At 59.8% G+C, this 23139-nt stretch carries 28 protein-coding genes; 9 read left to right on the top strand and 19 right to left on the bottom strand.

All coding sequences use genetic code 11. From position 1 onward, the window contains the following. Positions 1-209: 209 nt before the first annotated feature. A complete protein-coding gene (gene msrA / locus ACJ8IP_RS14380) occupies positions 210-848 on the top strand; it encodes a peptide-methionine (S)-S-oxide reductase MsrA (protein WP_089192653.1) in 639 nt (212 codons plus the stop codon). A 180-nt stretch (positions 849-1028) separates the two neighbouring features. Further along, entirely contained in the window at positions 1029-2360 is a 1332-nt protein-coding gene (locus ACJ8IP_RS14375) for a hemolysin family protein (RefSeq protein ID WP_033641641.1), read from the top strand. 69 nt (positions 2361-2429) lie between these two features. Here ACJ8IP_RS14375 and ACJ8IP_RS14370 read toward each other — a convergent pair whose 3' ends face one another. Beyond that, entirely contained in the window at positions 2430-2636 is a 207-nt protein-coding gene (locus ACJ8IP_RS14370; RefSeq protein WP_033641639.1) for a DUF1107 domain-containing protein, read from the bottom strand. 330 nt (positions 2637-2966) lie between these two features. Here ACJ8IP_RS14370 and ACJ8IP_RS14365 point away from each other — a divergent pair, with 330 nt between their 5' ends. Next, positions 2967-3524 (top strand): YtfJ family protein, encoded by a 558-nt coding sequence (locus ACJ8IP_RS14365; protein WP_025159587.1) that lies wholly within the window; start codon positions 2967-2969, stop codon positions 3522-3524. Position 3525: 1 nt separating this feature from the next. Here the strand turns inward: ACJ8IP_RS14365 and cysQ are convergent, their stop codons facing one another. Then, on the bottom strand, positions 3526-4266 hold the full coding sequence (cysQ, locus tag ACJ8IP_RS14360) for a 3'(2'),5'-bisphosphate nucleotidase CysQ (protein WP_033644177.1): 741 nt from the start codon (positions 4264-4266) through the stop codon (positions 3526-3528). A gap of 255 nt (positions 4267-4521) precedes the next feature. Between cysQ and ACJ8IP_RS14355 the strand changes: the two genes are divergently transcribed. Further along, positions 4522-6474 carry a bifunctional 2',3'-cyclic-nucleotide 2'-phosphodiesterase/3'-nucleotidase gene (locus tag ACJ8IP_RS14355; protein ID WP_042783525.1) on the top strand — a complete coding sequence of 651 codons (1953 nt, stop codon included), beginning with the start codon at positions 4522-4524 and terminating at the stop codon, positions 6472-6474. Between the two features lie 100 nt (positions 6475-6574). Here the strand turns inward: ACJ8IP_RS14355 and fklB are convergent, their stop codons facing one another. After that, positions 6575-7195 carry an FKBP-type peptidyl-prolyl cis-trans isomerase gene (gene fklB, locus ACJ8IP_RS14350; protein ID WP_004933618.1) on the bottom strand — a complete coding sequence of 207 codons (621 nt, stop codon included), beginning with the start codon at positions 7193-7195 and terminating at the stop codon, positions 6575-6577. 267 nt (positions 7196-7462) lie between these two features. Between fklB and ACJ8IP_RS14345 the strand changes: the two genes are divergently transcribed. Beyond that, a complete protein-coding gene (locus ACJ8IP_RS14345; protein WP_164106782.1) occupies positions 7463-8137 on the top strand; it encodes an OapA family protein in 675 nt (224 codons plus the stop codon). A gap of 3 nt (positions 8138-8140) precedes the next feature. Here ACJ8IP_RS14345 and ACJ8IP_RS14340 read toward each other — a convergent pair whose 3' ends face one another. From ACJ8IP_RS14340 to rpsF, 5 genes are all read right to left on the bottom strand, one after another. Continuing rightward, positions 8141-8494 carry a DUF488 domain-containing protein gene (locus ACJ8IP_RS14340; protein ID WP_042783523.1) on the bottom strand — a complete coding sequence of 118 codons (354 nt, stop codon included), beginning with the start codon at positions 8492-8494 and terminating at the stop codon, positions 8141-8143. A gap of 112 nt (positions 8495-8606) precedes the next feature. Then, on the bottom strand, positions 8607-9059 hold the full coding sequence (gene rplI / locus ACJ8IP_RS14335; protein ID WP_004933629.1) for a 50S ribosomal protein L9: 453 nt from the start codon (positions 9057-9059) through the stop codon (positions 8607-8609). A 39-nt stretch (positions 9060-9098) separates the two neighbouring features. Beyond that, positions 9099-9326, bottom strand: a complete 228-nt coding sequence (rpsR, locus tag ACJ8IP_RS14330; RefSeq protein ID WP_000135199.1) for a 30S ribosomal protein S18 — start codon at positions 9324-9326, stop codon at positions 9099-9101. 4 nt (positions 9327-9330) lie between these two features. Next, positions 9331-9648: a primosomal replication protein N gene (gene priB, locus ACJ8IP_RS14325; protein WP_049233092.1), complete on the bottom strand. Its 318-nt coding sequence runs from the start codon at positions 9646-9648 to the stop codon at positions 9331-9333. Between the two features lie 8 nt (positions 9649-9656). Further along, positions 9657-10055, bottom strand: coding sequence for a 30S ribosomal protein S6 (gene rpsF, locus ACJ8IP_RS14320; protein ID WP_004933634.1), 399 nt, complete (start codon positions 10053-10055; stop codon positions 9657-9659). A 236-nt stretch (positions 10056-10291) separates the two neighbouring features. Between rpsF and ACJ8IP_RS14315 the strand changes: the two genes are divergently transcribed. Together ACJ8IP_RS14315 and ACJ8IP_RS14310 are read left to right on the top strand one after the other, a co-directional pair. Then, on the top strand, positions 10292-10498 hold the full coding sequence (locus ACJ8IP_RS14315) for a hypothetical protein (protein ID WP_129993662.1): 207 nt from the start codon (positions 10292-10294) through the stop codon (positions 10496-10498). A 10-nt stretch (positions 10499-10508) separates the two neighbouring features. Further along, positions 10509-10775 (top strand): DUF1471 domain-containing protein, encoded by a 267-nt coding sequence (locus ACJ8IP_RS14310; protein WP_033638913.1) that lies wholly within the window; start codon positions 10509-10511, stop codon positions 10773-10775. Positions 10776-10874: 99 nt separating this feature from the next. Here ACJ8IP_RS14310 and ACJ8IP_RS14305 read toward each other — a convergent pair whose 3' ends face one another. After that, entirely contained in the window at positions 10875-11249 is a 375-nt protein-coding gene (locus tag ACJ8IP_RS14305; protein ID WP_072626596.1) for a hypothetical protein, read from the bottom strand. A 124-nt stretch (positions 11250-11373) separates the two neighbouring features. Next, positions 11374-12126 carry an esterase gene (gene yjfP / locus ACJ8IP_RS14300; protein WP_072626595.1) on the bottom strand — a complete coding sequence of 251 codons (753 nt, stop codon included), beginning with the start codon at positions 12124-12126 and terminating at the stop codon, positions 11374-11376. A gap of 127 nt (positions 12127-12253) precedes the next feature. Between yjfP and bsmA the strand changes: the two genes are divergently transcribed. Together bsmA and ACJ8IP_RS14290 are read left to right on the top strand one after the other, a co-directional pair. Next, entirely contained in the window at positions 12254-12562 is a 309-nt protein-coding gene (gene bsmA / locus ACJ8IP_RS14295; protein WP_033651492.1) for a biofilm peroxide resistance protein BsmA, read from the top strand. A 123-nt stretch (positions 12563-12685) separates the two neighbouring features. After that, positions 12686-12961, top strand: a complete 276-nt coding sequence (locus ACJ8IP_RS14290) for a DUF1471 domain-containing protein (protein ID WP_025305027.1) — start codon at positions 12686-12688, stop codon at positions 12959-12961. Here ACJ8IP_RS14290 and ACJ8IP_RS14285 read toward each other — a convergent pair. The 9 genes from ACJ8IP_RS14285 to hflK all read right to left on the bottom strand — a co-directional run bounded on the left by ACJ8IP_RS14285 (position 12958) and on the right by hflK (position 23072). Next, positions 12958-13356 (bottom strand): DUF350 domain-containing protein, encoded by a 399-nt coding sequence (locus tag ACJ8IP_RS14285; protein WP_015376394.1) that lies wholly within the window; start codon positions 13354-13356, stop codon positions 12958-12960. The genes ACJ8IP_RS14290 and ACJ8IP_RS14285 overlap by 4 nt on opposite strands. 66 nt (positions 13357-13422) lie before the next feature. Next, positions 13423-15051, bottom strand: coding sequence for an isovaleryl-CoA dehydrogenase (locus tag ACJ8IP_RS14280; protein WP_047025082.1), 1629 nt, complete (start codon positions 15049-15051; stop codon positions 13423-13425). A gap of 116 nt (positions 15052-15167) precedes the next feature. Further along, positions 15168-15899, bottom strand: a complete 732-nt coding sequence (gene rlmB, locus ACJ8IP_RS14275; RefSeq protein ID WP_004933653.1) for a 23S rRNA (guanosine(2251)-2'-O)-methyltransferase RlmB — start codon at positions 15897-15899, stop codon at positions 15168-15170. A 61-nt stretch (positions 15900-15960) separates the two neighbouring features. Next, a complete protein-coding gene (gene rnr / locus ACJ8IP_RS14270; protein WP_049205727.1) occupies positions 15961-18435 on the bottom strand; it encodes a ribonuclease R in 2475 nt (824 codons plus the stop codon). A 59-nt stretch (positions 18436-18494) separates the two neighbouring features. Then, positions 18495-18920, bottom strand: coding sequence for a nitric oxide-sensing transcriptional repressor NsrR (gene nsrR, locus ACJ8IP_RS14265; protein WP_015376391.1), 426 nt, complete (start codon positions 18918-18920; stop codon positions 18495-18497). 233 nt (positions 18921-19153) lie between these two features. Next, complete coding sequence (locus ACJ8IP_RS14260) at positions 19154-20452, bottom strand: adenylosuccinate synthase (protein WP_025159583.1); 1299 nt, start codon at positions 20450-20452, stop codon at positions 19154-19156. Positions 20453-20550: 98 nt separating this feature from the next. Then, positions 20551-20751, bottom strand: a complete 201-nt coding sequence (locus ACJ8IP_RS14255; protein ID WP_164106780.1) for a DUF2065 domain-containing protein — start codon at positions 20749-20751, stop codon at positions 20551-20553. 62 nt (positions 20752-20813) lie between these two features. Further along, positions 20814-21818, bottom strand: a complete 1005-nt coding sequence (hflC, locus tag ACJ8IP_RS14250; protein WP_004933669.1) for a protease modulator HflC — start codon at positions 21816-21818, stop codon at positions 20814-20816. Between the two features lie 3 nt (positions 21819-21821). Then, positions 21822-23072: an FtsH protease activity modulator HflK gene (gene hflK, locus ACJ8IP_RS14245; RefSeq protein WP_033641626.1), complete on the bottom strand. Its 1251-nt coding sequence runs from the start codon at positions 23070-23072 to the stop codon at positions 21822-21824. Positions 23073-23139 lie beyond the last annotated feature (67 nt).

The raw sequence follows: 23139 nt of genomic DNA, 5'->3' as shown, positions 1-23139 counted from the left end.
GCAGCCCTCTTCAACCTTCTTCCGGACGCCGCCCGCCGCGCTTTGCCGCCGCGCAACAGGCGAATTCTTCACTTTTGGCGCTCAAAATACTGCGTTAAGCTTATACAAAATCCCACTTGCCGCTTATTGTGGGCAAAGACGCGGTGAGATACAACCGAACCGCCGCCATGTAGGGTCAATTCTTACTGTGACAACAGGAGTCAACCGTGGTGCCATTTTTTGATAAATCACAAACCGTCGATAAGGCAAGCGCGCTGCCTGGCCGCACCACGCCAATGCCTGTCGCAACGCTCAACGTCGTCACCGAACACTCGATGACTCAGGTGCCGGCCGGCATGGAAGTGGCGATCTTCGCCATGGGCTGTTTCTGGGGCGTTGAGCGTCTGTTCTGGCAACAGCCGGGCGTCTACAGCACCGCCGCCGGCTACAGCGGCGGCTACACGCCGAACCCGACCTACCGCGAAGTGTGCAGCGGCCAGACCGGCCACGCCGAAGTGGTGCGCGTGGTGTTCGATCCGCAGGTCGTCAGCTACAAGCAGCTGCTGCAGGTGTTCTGGGAAAATCACGATCCGGCGCAGGGCATGCGCCAGGGCGGTGACGTCGGCACGCAGTACCGCTCGGCGATTTACACGCTGAGCCCAGAGCAGCAGGCCGAGGCGGAAAGCAGCCTGCAACGCTTCCAGCAGGCGATGGCGGCGGCGGGCGACAAGCGCATCATCACCACCGAGATCGCGCCGGCGCTGCCGTTCTATTATGCGGAAGACGATCACCAGCAGTACCTGTTCAAAAATCCGGAAGGTTACTGCGGGCTGGGCGGCATCGGCGTTTGCCTGCCGCCGCAGGGCTGATCCGATGCCGGCCGGCGGCACTTTTTTAACCGCTGGCGGCCCCTGTGGGGCAACTGCTATACTGTACGGGCCGCTTCTGCGGCCCGATAGCTTCCCTTCTGGTTGTTATCGCTGCTTTTTTTACTATGTACTACCCTTCCTCAAGAGCGCCGGCATCCCGTCGGCACGTATGGATAGATTATGTTAAACAGTATTTTACTGATTCTTTTTCTGATCGCGGTGAGTGCGTTTTTCTCACTGTCGGAAATCTCTCTGGCCGCCTCGCGCAAGATCAAACTGAAGCTGATGGCGGACGAAGGCAACATCAACGCCGCCAGAGTGCTTAAACTGCAAGAAACCCCAGGCATCTTCTTCACCGTGGTGCAGATCGGCCTGAACGCCGTGGCCATCCTCGGCGGTATCGTCGGCGACGCGGCGTTTTCCGGCACCTTCCAACAGTTCTTTATTCGCTTCCTGTCGCCCGAACTGGCGGAACAGGTCAGCTTCATCTGCTCCTTCGTGCTGGTGACCAGCCTGTTTATCCTGTTCGCCGATTTGACCCCGAAGCGCATCGGTATGATTGCACCAGAGACGGTCGCCGTCCGGATCATCAACCCGATGCGTTTCTCCATCATGATCTTCCGCCCGCTGGTGTGGTTCTTCAACGGCATGGCCAACCTGATCTTCCGCATGTTCAAGCTGCCGATGGTGCGTAAAGACGACATCACCTCCGATGACATCTACGCGGTGGTGGAAGCCGGTGCCCTGGCGGGCGTGCTGCGCAAGCAGGAGCACGAGCTGATTGAAAACGTGTTCGAACTGGAATCGCGCACCGTGCCGTCTTCGATGACCTCGCGCGAAAGCGTGGTGTACTTCGATCTGCGCGAAAGCGAAGAGAGCATCAAGGAGAAGGTCTCGACCCATCCGCACTCCAAGTTCCTGGTGTGCGACGGCCATATCGATCAGGTGGTGGGTTACGTCGATTCCAAAGACCTGCTGAACCGCGTGCTGGGCAACCAGAGCCTGGTGCTGAGCAGCGGCGTGCAGATCCGCTCGGCGCTGATCGTGCCGGACACGTTGACGCTGTCCGAAGCGCTGGAAAGCTTCAAAACCGCCGGCGAAGACTTCGCGGTGATCCTCAATGAATATGCGTTGGTGGTGGGCATCATCACCCTTAACGACGTGATGACCACGCTGATGGGCGATCTGGTCGGCCAGGGCCAGGAAGAGCAGATCGTGGCGCGCGACGAAAGCTCATGGCTGATTGAAGGCGGCACGCCGATCGACGACGTGATGCGCGTGCTGGATATCGACGAGTTCCCGCAGGCGGGCAACTACGAAACCATTGGCGGCTTTATGATGTACATGCTGCGCAAGATCCCGAAACGCACCGACTTCGTCAAATACGCCGGCTACAAGTTCGAAGTGGTGGATATCGACAGCTACAAGATAGATCAGCTGCTGGTCACCCGACTGAGCGACAAACCGGCGGCGGTGCTGCCGAAAGCGCCGGACGACACGCCTGCGGCCTGACGGCGCGAAGGACAAAAACATCAGCGGCCCCATCGGGGCCGCATTTTTTTACCGCTGTCAGCGCCGTGTTCAGCCGACCTCGGCCTGCAGCAGCAGCACCTGGCGGTTCACTTCGGACATCACGCTGAAATGGCGCTTGTCGCGAATCTTCGGCGGCAGGATTTTCCCCTCGTCGAATTCAAATGCGCCCACGTCCTTGATATACAGCCTTCCGCGAAACAGGGTCTTAACGTACTTCGCCACTTTCAAAGGGTTATAACGCTGGAAGATTCTCATTCTTTTACGCTCCTCCCGTTGATCCATGCGCTCAGCGAGCCGCCAAAGGTGGCAGCCTCGAAATTCAGAACGCAACTTGATTGCATGTAGTAGACCCAGTAAAGACCAGATCGTTCACTTCCGCCCGGTGATCTGCACTGGATTTACACTTTTTGACAGAATTGTATATGATGATTTATAACGTTTTCAGGATATCCCTTCAAAATCTGATGATTAGCGAACCAAGGAAAAAACTGCGATCCGGTTAACAGGACAGACCTCTTATCACATCCTATGCTTTAGGCTGTCGAAGTGCTGTCGCACAAATTCCCCCATTTACAAGGAGAAAGCATGAAAACAAGTCGCATGCTGATGGTATCCCTGCTGCTCGCCCCGCTTTTCGCTTCCGCGCACAACTTCCAGCTCCAGCAGCGCGTGGCGCCGGTTGGCGTCAGCGATAAAGGAGAGCTCAATTACGCTGACGGTAATTTTAGCTACCAGAATTGGAACAGCGCGCAGCTCAGTGGAAAAGTGCGGGTGATACAGCACATTGCCGGTCGCAGCTCCGCCAAAGACATGAACGACCCACTGATTGAAGCGATTAAGAAGGCGAAACTACCACACGATCGTTACCAAACGACGACAATCGTCAACACCGACGATGCCCTGATGGGCACCGCCATGTTCGTGCGCAGCAGCATCGAAGACAGCAAGAAAGAGTTCCCGTGGTCGCAGTTTATCGTCGACAGCGACGGCAACGTGCGCAAAGCCTGGGATCTGCAGCCGAAAGGTTCCGCCATCGTGGTGCTGGATAAGCAAGGGCGCATTCAGTTCGCCAAAGACGGCGCGCTGACGCCGGAAGAGGTGCAGCAGGTGATGTCCAAGCTGCACCAGCTGTTGGCGAACTGATTCAGAACAGCGACACCCGGAAGCCGGGGTTGAGGAAAGATTCACGCGGGGTATAGAGCAACGGCTTGCCCTGCCAATCGTGAATTTGCGCCCCGGCGGCCACCGCCACCGCGTGTCCTGCAGCGGTATCCCAAATGTTGGTCGGCCCGAAGCGCGGATAAAGCTGCGCCTTACCTTCCGCCACCAGGCAGAACTTCAGTGAGGAACCGACGGACACGGTCTGGTGCTCGCCCAGCTGCTGCAGATAGTCTTTCAATTCGTCGTCGATATGCGAGCGGCTCACCACCACCAGCGGCGGATGCGCGTTGCTGACGCCGATCGCCTGCCGCACGCCCTTCTCTTCTTTCCAGGCCTTGCCGCGCTCCGCCAGGTACAACACGTCGATCGCCGGGGCGTACACCACGCCCATCACCGCCTGCCCGTCTTCAATCAAGGCGATATTGACCGTGAACTCGCCATTGCGATGCAAGAACTCTTTGGTGCCGTCCAGCGGATCGACCAGCCAGTAGCGCGTCCAGTTGCGGCGCTCTTCCCACGCCGGCGGATCCTCTTCCGACAGCAGCGGCACCTCCGGCGTCAGGGCCGCCAGGCCGCGCTTGATGATGTGATGCGCCGCCAGATCGGCCGCCGTCACCGGTGAGTCATCTTTTTTCTGTGCGACATCAAGCGGTTGTTCACCGTCGTACACCGCCATGATCGCCGCCCCCGCCTCGCGGGACAGTTGGCAAATTCGCTCTAACATCATGCACCTCAACTCTGCATCTCCGTGGGAAATTTCCCTCTGTCTCTGCTAGCAGACTAGTTTTTTTTACGCCGAATATCCATCTCAACCGGCTAAGCCGCGGGAATTCCTCAGATCTTGTTGGGCACAACTGTGAACTTCCCCGCGTTACCCGCCGCCGTTTTCTGCCACACTTCACAGTTTACTGTGGCAAGCAGTGTTAATTACATTTCCCTCTGCGATAACACTCGAATAATGGAATGGAGAGAACCCCAAATGATGAAGCATCCACTGACGCTGTCCGCGCTTGCGCTGCTGGTGTGCGCCTCGGCGCAGGCGGCCACCGTCGATCTGCGCGTGCTGGAAACCACCGATCTGCACAGCAACATGATGGACTTCGATTACTACAAGGACACGCCGACCGACAAGTTCGGCCTGGTGCGCACCGCCAGCCTGATCCAACAGGCGCGCCAGCAGGCCGCCAACGCGGTGTTGGTGGATAACGGCGACATCATTCAGGGCAGCCCGCTCGGCGATTACATGGCGGCCAAGGGGCTGAAACCGGGCGACGTGCACCCGGTCTATAAGGCGATGAACACGCTGGACTATGTGGTCGGCAACATCGGCAACCATGAGTTCAACTACGGGCTGGACTACCTGAAGAACGCCATCGCCGGCGCCAAATTCCCGTACATCAACGCCAACGTCATCGACGCCAAAACGCAAAAACCGCTGTTCACGCCATACATCATCGTCGATACCCCGGTGAAGGATCGCGATGGCAAGGCGCATACGCTGCGCATCGGCTACATCGGCTTCGTGCCGCCGCAGATCCTGGTGTGGGACAAAGCCAACCTGCAGGGCAAAGTGACGGTGGACGACATCACCGCCACCGCCAAGCGCTACGTGCCGCAGATGCGTAAACAGGGCGCCGATCTGGTGGTGGCGATCCCGCATTCCGGGTTGTCCAGCGAGCCTTACAAGGCGATGGCGGAAAACTCGGTCTATTACCTCAGCCAGGTGCCCGGCATCGACGCCATCATGTTCGGCCACGCCCACGCGGTGTTCCCGAGCAAGGACTTCGCCAACATCAAAGGCGCGGATATCGACAAAGGCCTGCTGAATGGCATACCGGCGGTGATGCCGGGTCAATGGGGCGACCATCTCGGCGTGGTCGATCTGCAGCTCAACAACGATGGCGGTAGCTGGAAAGTGACCGCCGCCAAAGCGGAAGCGCGGCCGATCTACGACAAAGAGAACAAGAAATCGCTGGCGGCGGAAGATGCCGCGCTGGTGAAGGTGTTGGCGGACGATCACAAAGGCACGCGCGAGTTCGTCAGCCAGCCGATCGGTAAATCCGACGGCAACATGTACAGCTACCTGGCGCTGGTGCAGGACGATCCGACGGTGCAGATCGTCAACAATGCGCAGAAGGCCTACGTCGAACATTACATCCAGGGCGACCCGGACCTGGCCGATCTGCCGGTGCTGTCCGCGGCGGCCCCGTTCAAGGTCGGCGGCCGCAAGAACGACCCCGCCAGCTTCGTCGAAGTGGAAAAAGGCCAGCTCACCTTCCGCAACGCCGCCGATCTCTATCTCTATCCCAATACGCTGGTGGTGGTGAAGGCCAGCGGCAAAGAGGTGAAAGAGTGGCTGGAGTGCTCCGCCGGCCAGTTCAACCAGATCGACGTCAACAGCGCCAAGCCGCAAGGCTTGATCAACTGGGACGGCTTCCGCACCTATAACTTCGACGTGATCGACGGCGTCAACTACCAGATCGACGTCAGCCAACCGGCGCGCTACGACGGCGAATGCCAGCTGATCAACGCTAAGGCGGAGCGCATCAAGCAGCTGACCTTCAACGGCAAGCCGATCGATCCGAACGCCACCTTCCTGGTTGCCACCAACAACTACCGCGCCTACGGCGGCAAGTTTGCCGGCACCGGCGACAAACATATCGCCTTCGCTTCGCCGGATGAAAACCGCTCGGTGCTGGCGGCCTACATCACCGCCGAAACCCAGCGGCATGGCGCGGTGCGCCCGCAGGCGGACAACAATTGGCGTTTGGCTAACTTCAGCAGCAAGCAGCCGCTGGATATCCGCTTCGAGACCTCGCCTTCGGACAAAGCGACGAAGTTTATCAAAGAGCACGCCCAATACCCGATGAGCGCCGCAGGCAGCGACAGCATCGGCTTCGCGGTTTATCGCATCGATTTAAGCGGTAAGTAACTCACTGTCACTGGCCGGCTCGCCCGGCCATTCATCGCCCGTTTGCGCGGCGCATAAAATAAGGGCGCCACGAAGGCGCCCAGAGTAATCCTCGGTGGGATTACAGGATTTCCAGCAGCTCGACGTCGAACACCAGCGCGCTGAACGGCGGGATGGACGCGCCTGCGCCACGCTCGCCGTAGGCCAGGTTGTGCGGGATATACAGCTGCCATTTGGAACCGACCGGCATCAGGGTCAGCGCTTCGATCCAGCCTGGGATCACGCCGCTGACCGGGAATTCTGCCGGCTGGCCGCGTTCAACCGAGCTGTCGAACACGTCGCCGTTGATCAGACGGCCGGTGTAGTGCACACGCACGCGATCCTGACGGGACGGGATTGGGCCGTTGCCCTGCTCCAGTACGGAGAACTGCAGGCCAGACTCGGTCAGCGTCACGTCGTCGCGCTTGGCGTTGTCGTCCAGGAATTTCTGGCCTTCAACGGCCATCGCCTGCTGGCGCTCGCGGCGCACCGCATCCGCACGCTCGTGGATTTCACGCAGCGCACGGTGCACCACGTCTACCGGAACCGCCGGGGCATTCCCTTCCAGCGCGTCGCGCAGACCCGCCAGCAAAGCTTCCGGTTGCAAACCTTCCAACCCGGACTCTTGCAGCTGCTGGCCGACCTGTAAACCAATCCCGTAACTTGCTTGCGCTTCAACGCTGTCAAAAGAAGGGGTTGTCATGGGGTTTTCCTTAAGTCTGTAAAAAGTCGAAAGCGCAGCATAACAGCGCGTCAATGCCGGGTAAAATCTTGTGTGGAGAATGATGACTTTTGTCGTAGAAAAAGAAACAATAACCTTCTGTTAACGCCCGCAGCCGCAAACCCCGGCCCTGCCGCTCAGCCGCCTTTCACTTCAATCAGTTAGCGGACTATACTGAAAGCAGGATATCGGGCAGGCGACGCGCTTGCCGCGCCGCGCTTATTATTACGCCGTCGAAGAGAGGTCACCATGGGCAGAATCGCGCCCAGGAGAAGGAAAACCACCCGCATCAACCAGCCGCTGCTGCGCACCTGGCTGAACATCAGCCAGCGCCTGAAACCCGGCGCCGCACCCACGCAGGAAGACGCGGAGTCGCCATCGGAACCGCCGTCGGCCAACGACAAGATGCAGCGGGTCAAAGCGCTGCTGGCCAAAGTCTGGCATCTGCCGGACGGTTTCCATTGGATGGAACCACTGCCCTACTTTCACCGCCGCTGGGTGCTGATCTTCGGCATCATTCTGCTGCTGGCGTTGCTGTGGCCCTACTCGCCCGAAAGACAGCCGTTCCCGGTCTCTCAGCAGGAAACCAGCGTGCCGCTGCAGGCTGAGCTGCAAAACGGCGGTGGCGCCGCCACGCCGACCAACGAACCGACGCCGGCGGGCAACTGGCAGCGTTATCAGATCCAGCCCGGCCAGACGCTGGCCCAGCTGTTTCGCGACAACAATCTGCCGGTGAATGAGGTGTTCGCCATGGCGCAGGTGGAAGGCGGCGACAAACCGCTGAGCAACATGAAAGCCGGTCAGGAAGTGCGCATCGAACGCGACGCCAACGGCGTGATTAACGCGCTGTCGGTCACCACCGTGGACAACAGCCAGGCGCTGTTCCGCCGCCAGGCCGACGGCAGCTACCGCCGGGAACGCTAATCGCTAAAGCTGCGCCAGCAAAAACTCGCGCAGCACCACGCCCTGGTTGTGCTCGGTATCTTTGCTGCCATACAGCAGCGTCAGCGCCTCCCCCTGCCGCAACAGCGCCACCAGCGGCTGCCAGGCGTCGTTGGCCGCCAGCTGTTGGCGGTAACGCGCCTCGAAGGCTTCCCACTGGTCGGTATGCTGATGGAACCACTTGCGCAGCTCGTCATCCGGCGCCACCTGTTTCAACCACTGCACGCCCGCCAGCCTCTCCTTGCTGATGCCGCGCGGCCATAGCCTGTCTATCAGATAGCAATGCGCCGGCGCCGGCGCGCTGAAGTCGTAAACCCGCTGTAGCGTAATCGTTGCCATCACACGCTCTCCCTTTTCATCCCGTCTTCTAGCGTAGCGCGTTTTGCCGGGCGCAGAAAAGCAAAACGCCAGCGCGAGGCTGGCGTTTTAACCGGGTTAACAGCAGCGTAAATTACGCTTCTGCAACCACAACTACATTCAGCTGTGCGAACACGTCGCTGTGTACCTGGAAGTGCACTTCGTGCTCACCAGTGGTACGCAGAACGCCGTTCGGCAGACGAACTTCGCTCTTGGCAACTTCAACGCCTGCCGCAGTCACTGCGTCAGCGATGTCGCGGGTGCCGATAGAGCCGAACAGTTTACCTTCGTCGCCAGATTTGGAAGCGATGGTCACTGAACCCAGTTCGTTGATCTTGGTTGCGCGAGCTTCAGCAGCAGCCAGAACGTCAGCCAGTTTGGCTTCCAGTTCAGCACGGCGTGCTTCGAAGAACTCAACGTTTTTCTTGGTAGCAGGAACAGCTTTGCCCTGTGGTACCAGGAAGTTACGAGCGTAGCCCGCTTTAACGTTAACTTGATCACCCAGGCTGCCCAGGTTTGCTACTTTATCAAGCAGAATAACTTGCATTACCTTATCCTCTCAAAGTCGTTAATGGACAGTGGCCGATTACTGATGACGATCAGTGTACGGCAACAAAGACAGGTAGCGCGCGCGCTTGATAGCACGGGCCAGCTGGCGCTGATATTTTGCACGAGTACCGGTGATACGGCTCGGTACAATTTTACCACTTTCGGTGATGTAGTTTTTCAGCGTAGCGATGTCTTTATAGTCAATCTCTTGAACGCCTTCCGCGGTGAAACGGCAGAACTTGCGACGACGGAAATAACGTGCCATTTGGCTAGTCTCCAGAATCTATCAATTCAATCTGCTCGGCATGCAGAACCAATTTGCTCAGCCCGTTGCGCCCTTGATGGCAGCTTACAAAGCCTTGCACGGTAATCTGACTGCCGACCGTTAATCTTTGAGTTAGTGCTTGTGACTGTTGTCCGCTGACAACCACGGGCATTCGGCACCATGCTTGTCTGCTGAATCCGGCTTCCATCTGCTGCGAACGGTGCTCTAGCACAAATTGGCAGTGCGGTATCCCGGAAGGACTCACTTTTCGAACCGGCGCCTTGCACACAGTGCCCGACAAAACCAGACGATTAGCCGTCACGGCGGCAATTACTCTTCAGAATCCCCAGCATCTGCATCATCTGCGGTTTCGTTAGCGAAGTCTTCGCGGCGATCGCCACGACGTTCGTCTTTCGCTTTAACCATCGGAGATGCTTCAGTTACCGCGTGCTTAACGCGCATAACCATGCTGCGGATAACGGCGTCGTTGAAGCGGAAGTTAGTTTCCAGCTCATCGATCGCTTCCTGCGGCGCTTCAACGTTCAGCAGAACGTAGTGAGCTTTGTGCAGTTTGTTGATCGGATAAGCCAGCTGACGGCGGCCCCAGTCTTCCAGACGGTGAATCTGACCTTGCGCGTTAGTGATGGTAGCACTGTAACGCTCGATCATGCCCGGAACCTGTTCGCTTTGGTCAGGATGGACCATAAAAACGATTTCGTAATGACGCATCGAATTGCTCCTTACGGATTATTCAGCCTCCTGTCAGGGTCAACCGCGGCCCATGGAAGCAAGGAACGTGTTTAGTGTGCGGCTGAAAAATGACGCGTAATCATACTGACGCAGGGCGGGAAACTCAAGGACTGCGTGGGTTTTATTCGCGTTATTGAGAGGGGGTATGGGAAATAGCACGATTTGCTGGCGGGGAAACCTATGTACGCCAATCCATCAGTTTCAAAAATCTTTCAATGAAATCAGCGCTGAGTCACAAATCTATTTCATTTTTTTTGAAAAAGGCCATCAAAACGCCCCGCTTTTTAATCCGCCGCAACCGACTAAAATTAACCTTATCCGCCGCAGACAGCGCGACGAAAAAGATTCCAGGTTATTCAATGCAGATAAATGACTTTTTGCCGCAGCGACACTCGCTGTCAGGCCGTAACGGCAAAAAGTAAGAGAGGCACTATGAAACGCATCATTCTCGCGACGGCGCTTGCCGCCCTGTTCTCCGCCAACGTGATGGCCGCGACGGAGATCTCCTCGCACCAGGCCGATCAACGCCAGAGCGTTGGCTTCGTCACCCTGAACCAGAACGTGGTCTCGCCGGATGACGCCAGCAGCCAGGTCAGTAAAATCGCCGATCAACGCGGTGCAAGCTCTTATCGCATCATCGCCCTGCACGAACCGGGCGACAACAGCACGATGCACGTCAGCGCCGAGCTGTACCGTTAAAAAGACGCGCCACGCCAGGGAAATCCCCAGGGCTTCATCAGAAAGCCCGTTCAGTCCGCACCGGAGCGCCGCCTGTCGGGCGCTCCACTTCCTCACCCATCACAGTTTGAGCAACGTCGGCGCGCTGAACGCCTTGCCCTGATTGTGCAATTGCAGCGCCATCCGCAGATAGTTTGTCCGTGCCTGCAGCAGTTCGGCGCTTTCCTCCAGCGTCGCCCGCTGCTCGAAGGAGAGCGAGCCGGCCTTCGCGGTTTGCGTGGACACCGCTTTCGGCGCGGAGGCGAACAGCGCCGTCATGTTTTGCACCGTATGCGCGGTGATGCGCGACAGCGGATTTGCCTTGTTTTGCCGCGCCTTGCCGTCGGCTGCCCCCAGCATCTCACTGAAGGCCATTGAGTTAAGATCGGCGCGCGCTTTCATCGTTCCCGCCAGCCCGCGCGCTGTCTCGGCCGTATTGCTGATACCCTTTATCATGCTCTCCGCTCCTTGCCGCCCCTGAAAGAATTCACGCTGACATTCTCCTCCGCCATGCGTCAAACAATGACCGAAACAGCCTACAGAGAGCACCGCAATTCCACGCATCGCGCCCGGAGGCGCATTACAATTCGCGGCGAAAGAAATCGGTGGTGGCGGACAGCGCCAGCGGCGTGATGCGATGCTTCACGCCCGGCTCGACGAGCGATGTCAAACGGCCGTCCGCACCTTGCTGCCGCAGTTCAGCCGCCAAACGCAGGCTGTCCGCCGCCGGCACCACGTCGTCCGTCTCGCCGTGCCACAGCAGCAGCGGCCGCCCGGCAATCTGCGCCAAACGTCCTTCCAGCTCATACTCCGCCAGCACGGCGGTGCGCGCCGCAAACGCCGTCGGCGAGAGCGCCTCGCCCGTCTCGCCCAACGGCGGATACAGCGTTTGCGCCAGCGCACGGTAATAGCCGGAACCCATCAGGCTGGCGGCCGCACGGATCCACGGAAAGCGCGCGAAGGCGCCAAGCGCGGTCATGCCGCCCATTGAGGCGCCGGCGACGCCGATGCGGCCGTCGGCGATCAGGCCAAGCCGCTCAAAATGCGCGTTGATCTGCGGCAGTTCATCGATATTGCTGCGCAGGATCTCCCAGAATGACGCCAGGCGCCGCGCCTCATCGTCGTCGAATCGCTCGCCGTGCCGATCGGCATCCGGCAACACCGCCCGAAAACCGGCGCGCGCCAGCGCATAGGCGAAATAAGCGTACACCTCTTTCGACGAGGTATAGCCATGGCAGAAGAACACCGTCGGCAGCGGCCGATGATACTGCCCCGCCGGCACCGCATGGATCACCGCGATATCGCCAACCCGCTCGTCATGAATTTCGATCATCCGTTCATCCTCAACTCACCTGTTGGCATTCATCATGACAAACTTGCGCGAAGCAGCGTTAGCTCAATCTGTTACAGCTTATATTGCGTTACACTGAAGCCATCGCACCGGCGCTTACGAGGTCACCATGACGATTGCCCGCACACTCATTACCCTGACGCTGGCCGCACAGCTTTCCGCCTGCGGCATCATGACCACCACGCCGAAACCGCCGCCGCCCCCCACCGCTCAGGCGCAGGAGATCGTCCGCGCGCAGACCGCCGAGCTGGTGAAAATGGGCACCGTCACCGCAGTGGTGCGCGGCAGCCCGATGGACGTGGAAGCGGAGATCCAACGCAAGGCCACCGCCGCCGGCGCCCGTTATTACGTGATCATCATGAACAGCGAAACCGTCGTGCCGGGCCAATGGTATTCCCAGGCGATCCTGTATCGCTAAGGCGGGGATTTTTTAAGCAGCTTTACACTGGCTTTGCACTGGCTGAAGAAGGGTGTTGCACACTGAGGGACAGCATGCCGCATGTTGCGGGTGTCGATTCAGGATCTGACGAAGGGGAACGCCATGAAACGCTCCACCGCACTCACCTCCCTCTTGCTTTCCATGGGATTGCTCAGCACCGGCGCACAGTCCGCCGAGCTGGCGCCCGCCGATCGCGTTACGCCGCTCAGTGAAATCGCCGAGATCACCTTCAACGATTTACCCGGCTCACCGCAGGAGGCGGAACTGGCCATCGCCCGCACCGCCGACCAACACGGCGCCAGCTATTACCGCATCCTGCGGATGGAAGAGCAGGCGCACCCGCTTGGCTGGCGCGCCTCGGCCATCTTATACCTTTAGTAGCTCATGCAAGCCGCATTCAACACCCCGCCGCTGACGGAGACGCCCCCCAGGAAAATCCCGGCGGCCAGGTGATTCGCTTCTATCTTGTCGCTGATGCGCGGCATGTAGATCTTCACGGCGGCGAACAGCAGCAGTTGCACCACCAGCGCCACCACGCCCCACAGCAGGTAATCCAGCAGGCTGATCGAGTTGATCGCCGCGCTGGCCAGCGGGATCACATATCCCAGGCAAGCGCCGATAAAAGCAAAGGCGGCGGATTGATTATCGGCCTTGATCAGCGCCCATTCGTCGTGCGGGGTGATGCGGGTATAGACGAACAGAAACACCAAAATCATGGCGAAGCCGCTGAAGAAGTAAGAGGCGAACGCCGCCAACGCGCTGAGAATATCCATGTGCATTTTCCTGTCAGAGTGAGGCTGAATTAAAAAGGTTTTCGCCGCCGGGCGCCACCCTTTTCCCTAACCGCCGATGGCGCGATTCAGCAGAAGTTCGCACGCCTCGGCCGACAGCAGGCTCTCGCCGCGGTGATCCAGCGTCAGATGACACCAGGCGTCGGCGATCAGCGGGCTGGCGTGCTGCAGCAGCTGCGCGGCGCAGCACAGGTCGAACAGCTGTTGAGTCAGCAGCCGCCCCATCTCCTCGCTCGGTTGCCGGGCACGCTGCTGCCACTGCCGCCAGGCGTGATCGAACAACCGATTCTGGCCGCGCACCGGCTGCAGCTCGAACTGCAACATCTCGAGCGCGCCCGGCAGTTTATGCAGACTGCGCAACACGTCCAGACACATGATGTTGCCGGAGCCCTCCCAGATGCTGTTCACCGGCATTTCACGGTACAGGCGCGGCAGCTCACTCTCCTCGCAGTAACCGATGCCGCCCAGCACCTCCATCGCCTCGGCGATGAACGGCATGCCCTGACGGCAAATGCTGTATTTAGCCGCCGGGGTCAGCAGCCGGCTGTAGATCAGTTCGCCTTCATTGCTGCGGCTCTCCCAGGCGCGAGCCAGCCGGAACAGCAACGCGGTATGCCCTTCCAGCCGCAGCGCCATGCGCGCCAAGACCTGGCGCATCAGCGGTTGTTCTATCAACAATTTGCCGAACGCCTGCCGCTGCAGCGCATGATACAGCGCCACCGACAGCCCGCGGCGCATCAGGCCGTGGCTGCCCAGCGAACAGTCGAAACGGGTCAGGCCGCCCATCTTCAGGATATGCCGCACCCCGTCGCCCTCATCGCCCAGCAGCCAGGCCGTGGCGTCCTGAAACTCCACCTCGCTGCTGGCGTTGGAGCGGTTGCCCAGCTTGTCTTTCAACCGCTCAAGGCGAATGGCGTTGCGGCTGCCGTCCGGCAAAATGCGCGGCAGGAAGAAACAGGACAGCCCGCCTTCGGCCTGCGCCAGCACCAGGTGCGCATCGCTTTGCGGCACCGAGAAGAACCACTTGTGCCCCACCAGCCGGTAGGCTTCGCCCGGCCCGCGCGCGCCGAGCGGCGTGGCGGTGGTGGTATTGCTCAAGACATCGGAGCCGCCCTGCTTCTCTGTCATGCCCATGCCGATCAGCAGGCCGCGCTTTTGCCCGCCCGGCAGCAGATGAGCGTCATAACGATCCGACAGCAGCGGCGTCAGCCAGGCGCGAAACTCGGCCGGTAACGCCTGCAGCAGCAGCGGCGTGGCGCCGAAGGTCATGGTCACCGGGCAGAGCGTGCCGGCCTCGACCTGCGCATGCAGCATAAAGCGCGCGGCGCGCGCCACGAAGGAACCGATGCGCGCATCCTCCTGCCAGGGCAGGTTGTGCACCCGGTTGGCGATCAGCCCCTGCATCAGGATATGCCAGGCCGGGTGAAAGCGAACGTCGTCCAGCCGCTGGCCGGTGGCATCGTAGCGCAGCAGCTCCGGCGGGTTGGCGTTGGCCAGCCGCCCCAGCTCCAGCGACTCCTGCGTGCCGAGCTGCTGGCCCAGCGAAGCCAATACCTCGGCGTCCCAACCGCCTTGCTCGCGCTGCAACGCTTCGCGCAGCGGCGTATCGGAGAGAAACAGGTTGCTGTTACCCAGCGGCTTGGGTTGGTTAAAAACGGTGTGCGTAGTCCAGACCATGAGAGTGCTCCCTGAAAAAAGCGTCAGGAGTAAGTATGGTCGGCGCAGAGATTTCTGCCGCAGGCGGGATCACAAGAGGGGGAATTAACGGGAGCACGGCGCCCCCGTCAGAAGAATCAGCCGCGCTGGCGCACCGCTTCGAACAGGCAGATGCCGGTGGCGACCGACACGTTCAGTGAAGAGACGGTACCGGCCATCGGGATGCTGATCAGCTCATCGCAGTGTTCGCGGGTCAGGCGGCGCATGCCTTCGCCTTCCGCGCCCATCACCAGCGCCATCGGGCCGGTCATTTTGCTCTGATACAGGGTATGGTCGGCTTCGCCGGCGGTGCCGACGACCCAGACATTCATCTCTTGCAGCAGACGCAGCGTGCGCGCCAGATTGGTCACGCGGATCAACGGCACGTTTTCGGCGGCGCCGCAGGCCACTTTCTTGGCGGTGGCGTTCAACTGGGCGGAACGATCGCGGGGCACGATCACCGCGTGCACGCCGGCCGCATCGGCGCTGCGCAGGCAGGCGCCGAGGTTATGCGGGTCGGTCACGCCGTCCAGCACCAGCAGGAATGGCGTTTCCACGCTCTCCAACAGGCCCGGCAGATCGTTCTCCTGATACTGACGCCCTTCGCGCACCCGGGCGATGATCCCCTGGTGCACCGCGCCTTCAACCTTGTCATCCAGCCATTGGCGATTCGCCACCTGGATCACGATGCCGGTCGCTTCCAGCTCGGCGATCAGCGGCTGCAGGCGGCGATCTTCGCGGCCTTTCAGGATAAACACTTCCAGGAAGCGTTGCGGATCGCGCTCTAACAGGGCTTTGACGGCGTGGATGCCGTAAATAATTTCGCTCATGATGCTCTTTTAAAGTCGTGCGGCCGGCGATAACCGGCCGATGGTAACGATGTGCGGCAGGTTAAGCCTGCTCGGCACCTTTCTTCTTGGCTGCGCGTTTGGCTTTGGTCGCCGCCGCGATTTTCCGCGTTTTGTCGGACGCTTTCTTGGCTTTCTTTTTCGCCTTCTTCACGTTGTCCGCGGGCTTGGCGTCATCCTGCTTACGGAAGGCGCTGTCCGGCTCGAAGTTGGCCGGCGGTTTGCCGCCGCGGCGCTTGCCGCGCCCCGCATTGCCGCTGTCGCGCAGCGTGCGTTGGCCGCCCTTCTTGGCGCGATCGCGCTCGGTTTTGCCTTCACCGCGCGCTTTGCGGGTACTGGACACCAGCGCGAAGTCGATCTTGCGCTCGTCCATATGCACCGCATCCACGCGGATCTCCACCGTATCCCCCAGGCGATAGACCGTGCCGGAAGATTCGCCGATCAGGCGCTGGCCGATATTATCGTAGCGATAGTAATCATTATCCAGCGTTGATACGTGCACCAGCCCGTCGATGAACAGATCGTTCAGGCGCACGAAGAAGCCGAAGCCGGTCACGCTGGAGATAATGCCGCTGAAGACTTCACCGACGTGGTCCTGCATGAAGTCGCACTTCAGCCAGTCGGCGACGTTGCGCGTCGCTTCGTCCGCGCGGCGCTCGGTCATCGAACAGTGTTCGCCCAGCTGCAGCATCTCTTCGAATTCGCTGTGCCAGCCGCCGGTCGGCGTCCAGCGCTCTTTCGGCTCGCCATGCTCTTTGGCCAGCTGGTATTTGATCGCGCGGTGCAACGCCAGATCCGGATAACGGCGGATCGGCGAGGTGAAGTGGCCGTAAGAGGCCAGCGCCAGGCCGAAGTGGCCGCGGTTTTCCGGATCGTAAATCGCCTGCTTCATCGAGCGCAGCAACATGGTTTGCAGCATTTCGTGGTCAGGGCGCTCGGACACTTCATCCATCAGCACCGCATAGTCCTTCGGCTGCGGCTTGTTGCCGCCGCCCAGCGTCAGCCCCAGCTCGCTCAGCACGCTGCGCAGCGCGGAGATGTGGTCATCGCTCGGACGATCGTGCACGCGGTACAGCGCCGGCTCGTTGCGTTTCTCGACGAAGCGCGCGGCCGCCACGTTGGCCATGATCATGCACTCTTCGATCAGCTTGTGGGCGTCGTTGCGCACCGTCGGCTCCACGCGCTCGATGCGGCGTTCGGCGTTGAAGATGAATTTGGCTTCTTCGGTTTCAAACGCGATGCCGCCGCGCTCGGCGCGCGCCTTATCCAGCACCTTGTACATGGCGTGCAGCTCTTCCAGGTGCTTGACCAGCGGGTGGTAATGCTCGCGCAGCTCCTGATCGCCCTGCAGAATGTGCCACACCTTGTTGTAGGTCAGGCGGGCGTGGGAGCTCATCACCGCCTCGTAGAACTTGGCCGTGGACAGGCGCCCCTGGGCGGAGATGGTCATCTCGCACACCATGCACAAGCGATCGACCTGCGGGTTCAGGGAGCACAGCCCGTTGGACAGCACTTCCGGCAGCATCGGGATCACCTGCGACGGGAAATATACCGAGTTGCCGCGGCTGCGAGCTTCGTCGTCCAGCGCGGTGCGCGGGCGCACGTAGTAGCTGACGTCGGCGATCGCAACCCACAGGCGCCAGCCGCCGCCGCGTTTTTTCTCGCAGTACACGGCGTCATCGAAGTCGCGTGCGTCTTCACCGTCGATGGTGACCAACGGCAGCTTGCGCAGATCGACGCGGCCCTTCTTGGCCGCTTCCGGCACCTGCTCACTGAGATCGGCCACCTGCTTTTCCACCTGCGGCGGCCAGGTATGCGGGATCTCATGGGTGCGCAGCGCGATGTCCACCGCCATGCTGGTGCCCATCTTGTCGCCGAGGATCTCGACGATCTTGCCGACCGCCTTGGTGCGACGGGTCGGACGCTGCGTCAGCTCCACCACCACCATAAAGCCCATGCGCGCGCCGCTGACGCTGTCCGCCGGGATCAGAATATCGAAGCTCAGACGGCTGTCGTCCGGCACCACGAAGCCGGTGCCGGCATCCATGAAGAAGCGGCCGACGATCTGGCTGGTTTTCGGCACCAGCACGCGCACGATGCGCGCTTCGCGGCGCCCTTTGCGATCCGCGCCCAAGGCCTGCGCCAGCACCACGTCACCGTGGATCGCCATTTTCATCTGTTCGGCAGACAGGTACAGATCGTCTTTGCTGCCTTCCACGCGCAGGAAGCCGTAGCCGTCGCGGTGGCCGATCACCGTGCCGCGCAGCAGATCCAGACGTTCCGGCAGCGCGTAGCACTGGCGGCGGGTAAACACTAACTGGCCATCGCGCTCCATGGCGCGCAGGCGGCGGCGCAGCGCTTCCAGCTGCTCTTCACCGCTGAGGCCCAGTTCGTTGCCCAGTTCTTCGCGGCTGGCCGGCGTTTCACGTTTCGCCAAATGGGCCAGGATATATTCACGACTGGGGATGGGGGATTCGTATTTTTCTGCTTCTCGTTCCAGGAATGGATCTTGTGACATTGCGGTTCCTCCGTTGTCATCAGCAGGATGACGTTGAGCCTTGTCTTCTCAACGTCGTTTTATTCGACAAGCAATAGCTTGTAGAGCGGCGGATTGTCTTCGACCATATCGGCCAACGTATGCTTATCCAGCTCTTCAAGGAAATTCTGTACGCCCTGTTGGAGCACCTGCTTCAGTCGGCAGGCAGGGGTGATGTGGCAAAACTCGCTGCTGCAGTTAACCAGCGCAAGCGGCTCCAGCGCCCGCACCACGTCGCCGAGGCGAATGCTCTCGGCCGGTTTGCCCAAACGGATGCCGCCATGCTTGCCGCGCACCGCCGTGACAAAACCGACCCGGCTCAACTGATTGATGATCTTCACCATATGGTTGCGAGACACGCCGTAAACCTCGGTCACTTCCGAGATACTGGTCATCTTGTCCTGCGGCAACGAGGCCATGTAGATCAACGCCCGCAGACCATAATCAGTAAAACTTGTTAACTGCACATCTTACCTCTGGGTATCGTTTTACCCGTCTGATACGCCGCTTTTCGGCGCTATTCAAAAGATTACTCATTGGATAATAAACCAGCCGGAGAGTTCGTCGCTAATTATTTAGCGAATCCCGCGCCCTAAGGCGGGTTTATGAAAGGATTTTTTGACGTGAAACCGCAATCGGAGGGAGTCAGGATAAAAACAAACCGGGACACGCCCGGTTTGTTTAATGCCGCAAAGCCTGATTATGCGTCGAACGGGTCGCGCAGGATCATGGTTTCGCTGCGATCCGGGCCGGTAGAGATGATGTCTACCGGTACGCCGGTCACTTCTTCGATGCGCTTGATGTAGTTCAGCGCAGCCTGAGGCAGCTTGCTGTGCTCTTTCACGCCAAAGGTGGTTTCGCTCCAGCCCGGCATGGTTTCGTAGATAGGCTCAATGCCTTCCCAGCCTTCAGCCGCCAGCGGAGTGGTGTCCACTTCACGGCCGTCCGGCATGCGGTAACCCACGCAGATCTTCACTTCTTTCAGGCCGTCCAGGACGTCCAGTTTGGTCAGGCAGAAGCCAGACAGGGAGTTGATCTGCACCGCGCGACGCACCGCTACCGCGTCCAGCCAGCCGGTACGACGACGACGGCCGGTGGTGGCGCCGAACTCGTTACCCTGCTTGCACAGGTACTCGCCGGTTTCATCGAACAGCTCGGTTGGGAACGGGCCTGCACCCACGCGAGTGGAGTAGGCTTTCACGATGCCCAGCACGTAGTCCACATAACGCGGGCCGATACCGGAACCGGTAGCCACGCCGCCGGCGGTGGTGTTGGAAGAGGTCACATACGGGTAAGTACCGTGGTCGATATCCAGCAGGGTGCCCTGAGCGCCTTCGAACATGATCAGATCGCCACGCTTGCGCGCGCCGTCCAGCAGTTCGGAAACGTCAACCACCATCGCGGTCAGGATATCGGCGATAGACAGCACGTAGTCCAGCGTCGCCTGATAATCGACGGCTTCAACTTTGTAGTAGTTGACCAGTTGGAAGTTGTGGTAATCGACGATCTCTTTCAGCTTAACGGCGAAGGTTTCTTTGTTGAACAGATCGCCGACGCGCAGACCGCGACGAGCCACTTTATCTTCGTAAGCCGGGCCGATGCCGCGACCGGTGGTGCCGATCGCTTTCGCGCCGCGCGCTTTCTCACGCGCGTTATCCAACGCAACGTGGTAAGGCAGGATCAACGGGCAAGCTTCAGAGAGTAACAAACGTTCGCGTACCGGGATGCCACGCGCTTCGAGTTCACCCATTTCTTTCATCAACGCGTCCGGCGCCAGAACAACACCGTTGCCGATGATGCTGGTGACGTTTTCACGCAGAATGCCTGAAGGAATTAAATGAAGAACGGTTTTTTCACCGTTGATTACCAGAGTGTGGCCAGCGTTATGGCCACCTTGGTAGCGCACAACATATTGAGCCCGTTCAGTCAGCAGGTCTACAACCTTGCCTTTACCTTCGTCACCCCATTGGGTGCCCAGTACGACGACGTTCTTACCCATTTTTCAAAATCACCGATTGCTTAAAAATGGATTCTACCACCGTAATTTTCGATTTTCAGCACTTTTAGCATACGATTGCATAAATTTTGGGCTAGACTTTAAAGACCCGTGTGGCCGCTCAACATGTAGTAGATCACGCAGCCCGCAACCACTATTCCACCGCCAAATCGCCGCAGCGTCGCGTCCGGCAACTGCGACATCGCCACAATCATTTTGCGCCAGGCCTGCGGAAACAGCATCGGCCCCAATCCTTCCAGCACGAGGACCAGCCCGAGCGCCAGCCAAATCGTTGAGTTCATGCATCCCCCAAAACGAGAAAGGGCCCGCGAAAACGGGCCCTCGATCAGATTGCCTGCCGCGCTTATTTGCGCAGGGTATCAGGCGACTTCATGTAGCGGAAGAAATCGCTGTCAGGGCTCAGTACCAGCACGTCCTGGTTGTCCTTGAAGCTGGCTTCATAGGCACGCAGGCTGCGGATAAAGGCATAGAAGTCCGGATCCTGGCTGAACGCGTTGGCGAACAGCTTGGCTGCTTCAGCATCGCCTTCACCACGGGTGATACGCGCCTGACGCTCGGCTTCCGCCAGGGTACGGGTCACTTCGTAGTCCGCGCTGGCGCGCAGTTTCTCGGCTTCTTCCTGGCCCTGCGAGCGCAGGCGACGGGCTACCGCTTCACGCTCGGCGCGCATACGCTGGTAGATGGCGTCGGAGACTTCGGCCGGCAGGTTGATCTGCTTGATACGCACGTCGATCACTTCGATGCCCAACGCCGCCATGCTGTTCGGGTTCACCTGCGGCTGTTTGCCGGTGGTTTCCCGCTCAACGCGCGCCGCCGCAGAGGCGATAGCGTCATCGGCTTCGGTGGTCGCCACTTCTTCGCCGTCACCCACGGTGCCGGTGTTCAGCGCGTCACGCACGTCAGACATCAGCTTGCCGCGCGAGTCGGTCACGATGTCTTTCACGTCCAGGCGGCCAATCTCGGAACGCAGACGGTCGCTGAACTTACGCTTCAGCAGCACTTCGGCCTGGGAGACGTCGCCGCCGCCGGTCGCCAGATAGTAGCGGCTGAAATCGCTGATGCGCCACTTCAGATAGGAGTCAACGATCAGGTCTTTCTTCTCGCTGGTCACGAAGCGATCGGCCTGGTTGTCCATGGTCTGGATACGCGCATCCAGGTTCTTCACGGTCTCAATGAACGGGATCTTGAGGTGCAGACCCGGCGCATACACCAGCGGCTTGTTTTCGCCGTCGCGCAGCACTTTGCCGAAGCGCAGCACGATGCCACGCTGGCCTTCCTGCACCACGAACAGCGAAGCGTACAGCACCACCAGCACCGCGAGGACAATAACTACAAAAGACTTACGCATTGATTACTCTCTCCCTACGCGAGTGGTGTCGTCACGCTGCGCATTCGCCCGGCGCTGATCCATAACCGATCCGCTGCTGGTGCGCGGAGTGCTGCTGTTGGCAGCCGGCGCTGGATTCGGATTGAGGCGAATCAGGCTGGTATCCTTGTTGCCGCTCTCCGTCGCCGCGCCTTGGCCGCGCAGCATCTGATCCAGCGGCAGCACCATCAGGTTGTTGCCTTTGTCGCTCACCAACACCTTACGGGTATGGCCCAGCACTTTTTCCATGGTTTCGATATACAGACGCTCGCGGGTGATCTGCGGTGCGGACTTGTATTCCGGCAACAGCTTGGCAAAGCGCGCCACCTCACCCTGAGCTTCCAGGACGGTGCGGTCTTTATAAGCCTTGGAGTCTTCCAGCAGACGCTGCGCCTGGCCGTTCGCACGCGGCTGAACTTCGTTGGCGTAAGCTTCCGCTTCACGGATGTATTGCTGCTCGTTCTCACGCGCGGCGATCGCATCGTCGAACGACGCCTTCACCTCTTCCGGCGGACGCGCCGCCTGGAAGTTGACGTCCAGCAGCGTGATGCCCATGTTGTAAGGACGAATAGTCTCTTCCAGCATGCGCTGCGTATCGTTACGCACCACGGTACGGCCTTCGGTCAGGATGCGATCCATCGAGTATTTGCCGATCACGCCGCGCAGGGCGCTGTCGGTCGCCTGGCTCAGGCTGTCGTCGGCATTGACGACGCTGAACAGGTACGCTTCCGGATTGGTCACGCGGTACTGTACGTTCATTTCCACGCGCACCACGTTTTCATCGGAGGTCAGCATCACGCCGGACGCCGCCAGCTCACGCACGGATTCCACGTTCACCGGACGCACGTCGTCGATGAAGGTCGGCTTCCAGTTCAGGCCCGGCTGCACCAGGTGGCTGAACTTACCGAAACGCGTCACGACGCCGCGCTCGGCTTCCTTGATGGTGTAGAAGCCGCTGGCGGCCCAGATCACCACCACGGCAACCGCCGCGATACCGATAATGCGGCCGCTGAAGCCCGGGCCGGAGGCCCCGGTGCCGCCGCTATTGCTGTTGGAGCCTTTGCCCCCGCCAAAACCGCTCAATTTCTTGCTCAGTTTGCGGAAGATATCATCCAAATCAGGTGGCCCTTGATCACGACCGCCTTTGTTGTTACCGCCAGAGTTGCCGCCATTGTTATTGCTGCTCCCCCACGGGTCGCGGTCCTGTCCGTTATTACCGGGCTGATTCCACGCCATGTTTTAGCTCCATATTCTGTGATTGGGTACTTCAGGCTTTCGCGAAGCATAAATGTAACAGGATATG

Origin of the sequence: Serratia sp. CY52157, from assembly GCF_052168495.1 — a bacterium.
GTDB lineage: Bacteria > Pseudomonadota > Gammaproteobacteria > Enterobacterales > Enterobacteriaceae > Serratia > Serratia ureilytica.
Note: the sequence above shows the minus strand (reverse complement) of the source record. Positions and strands in the feature narration are given on the sequence as shown.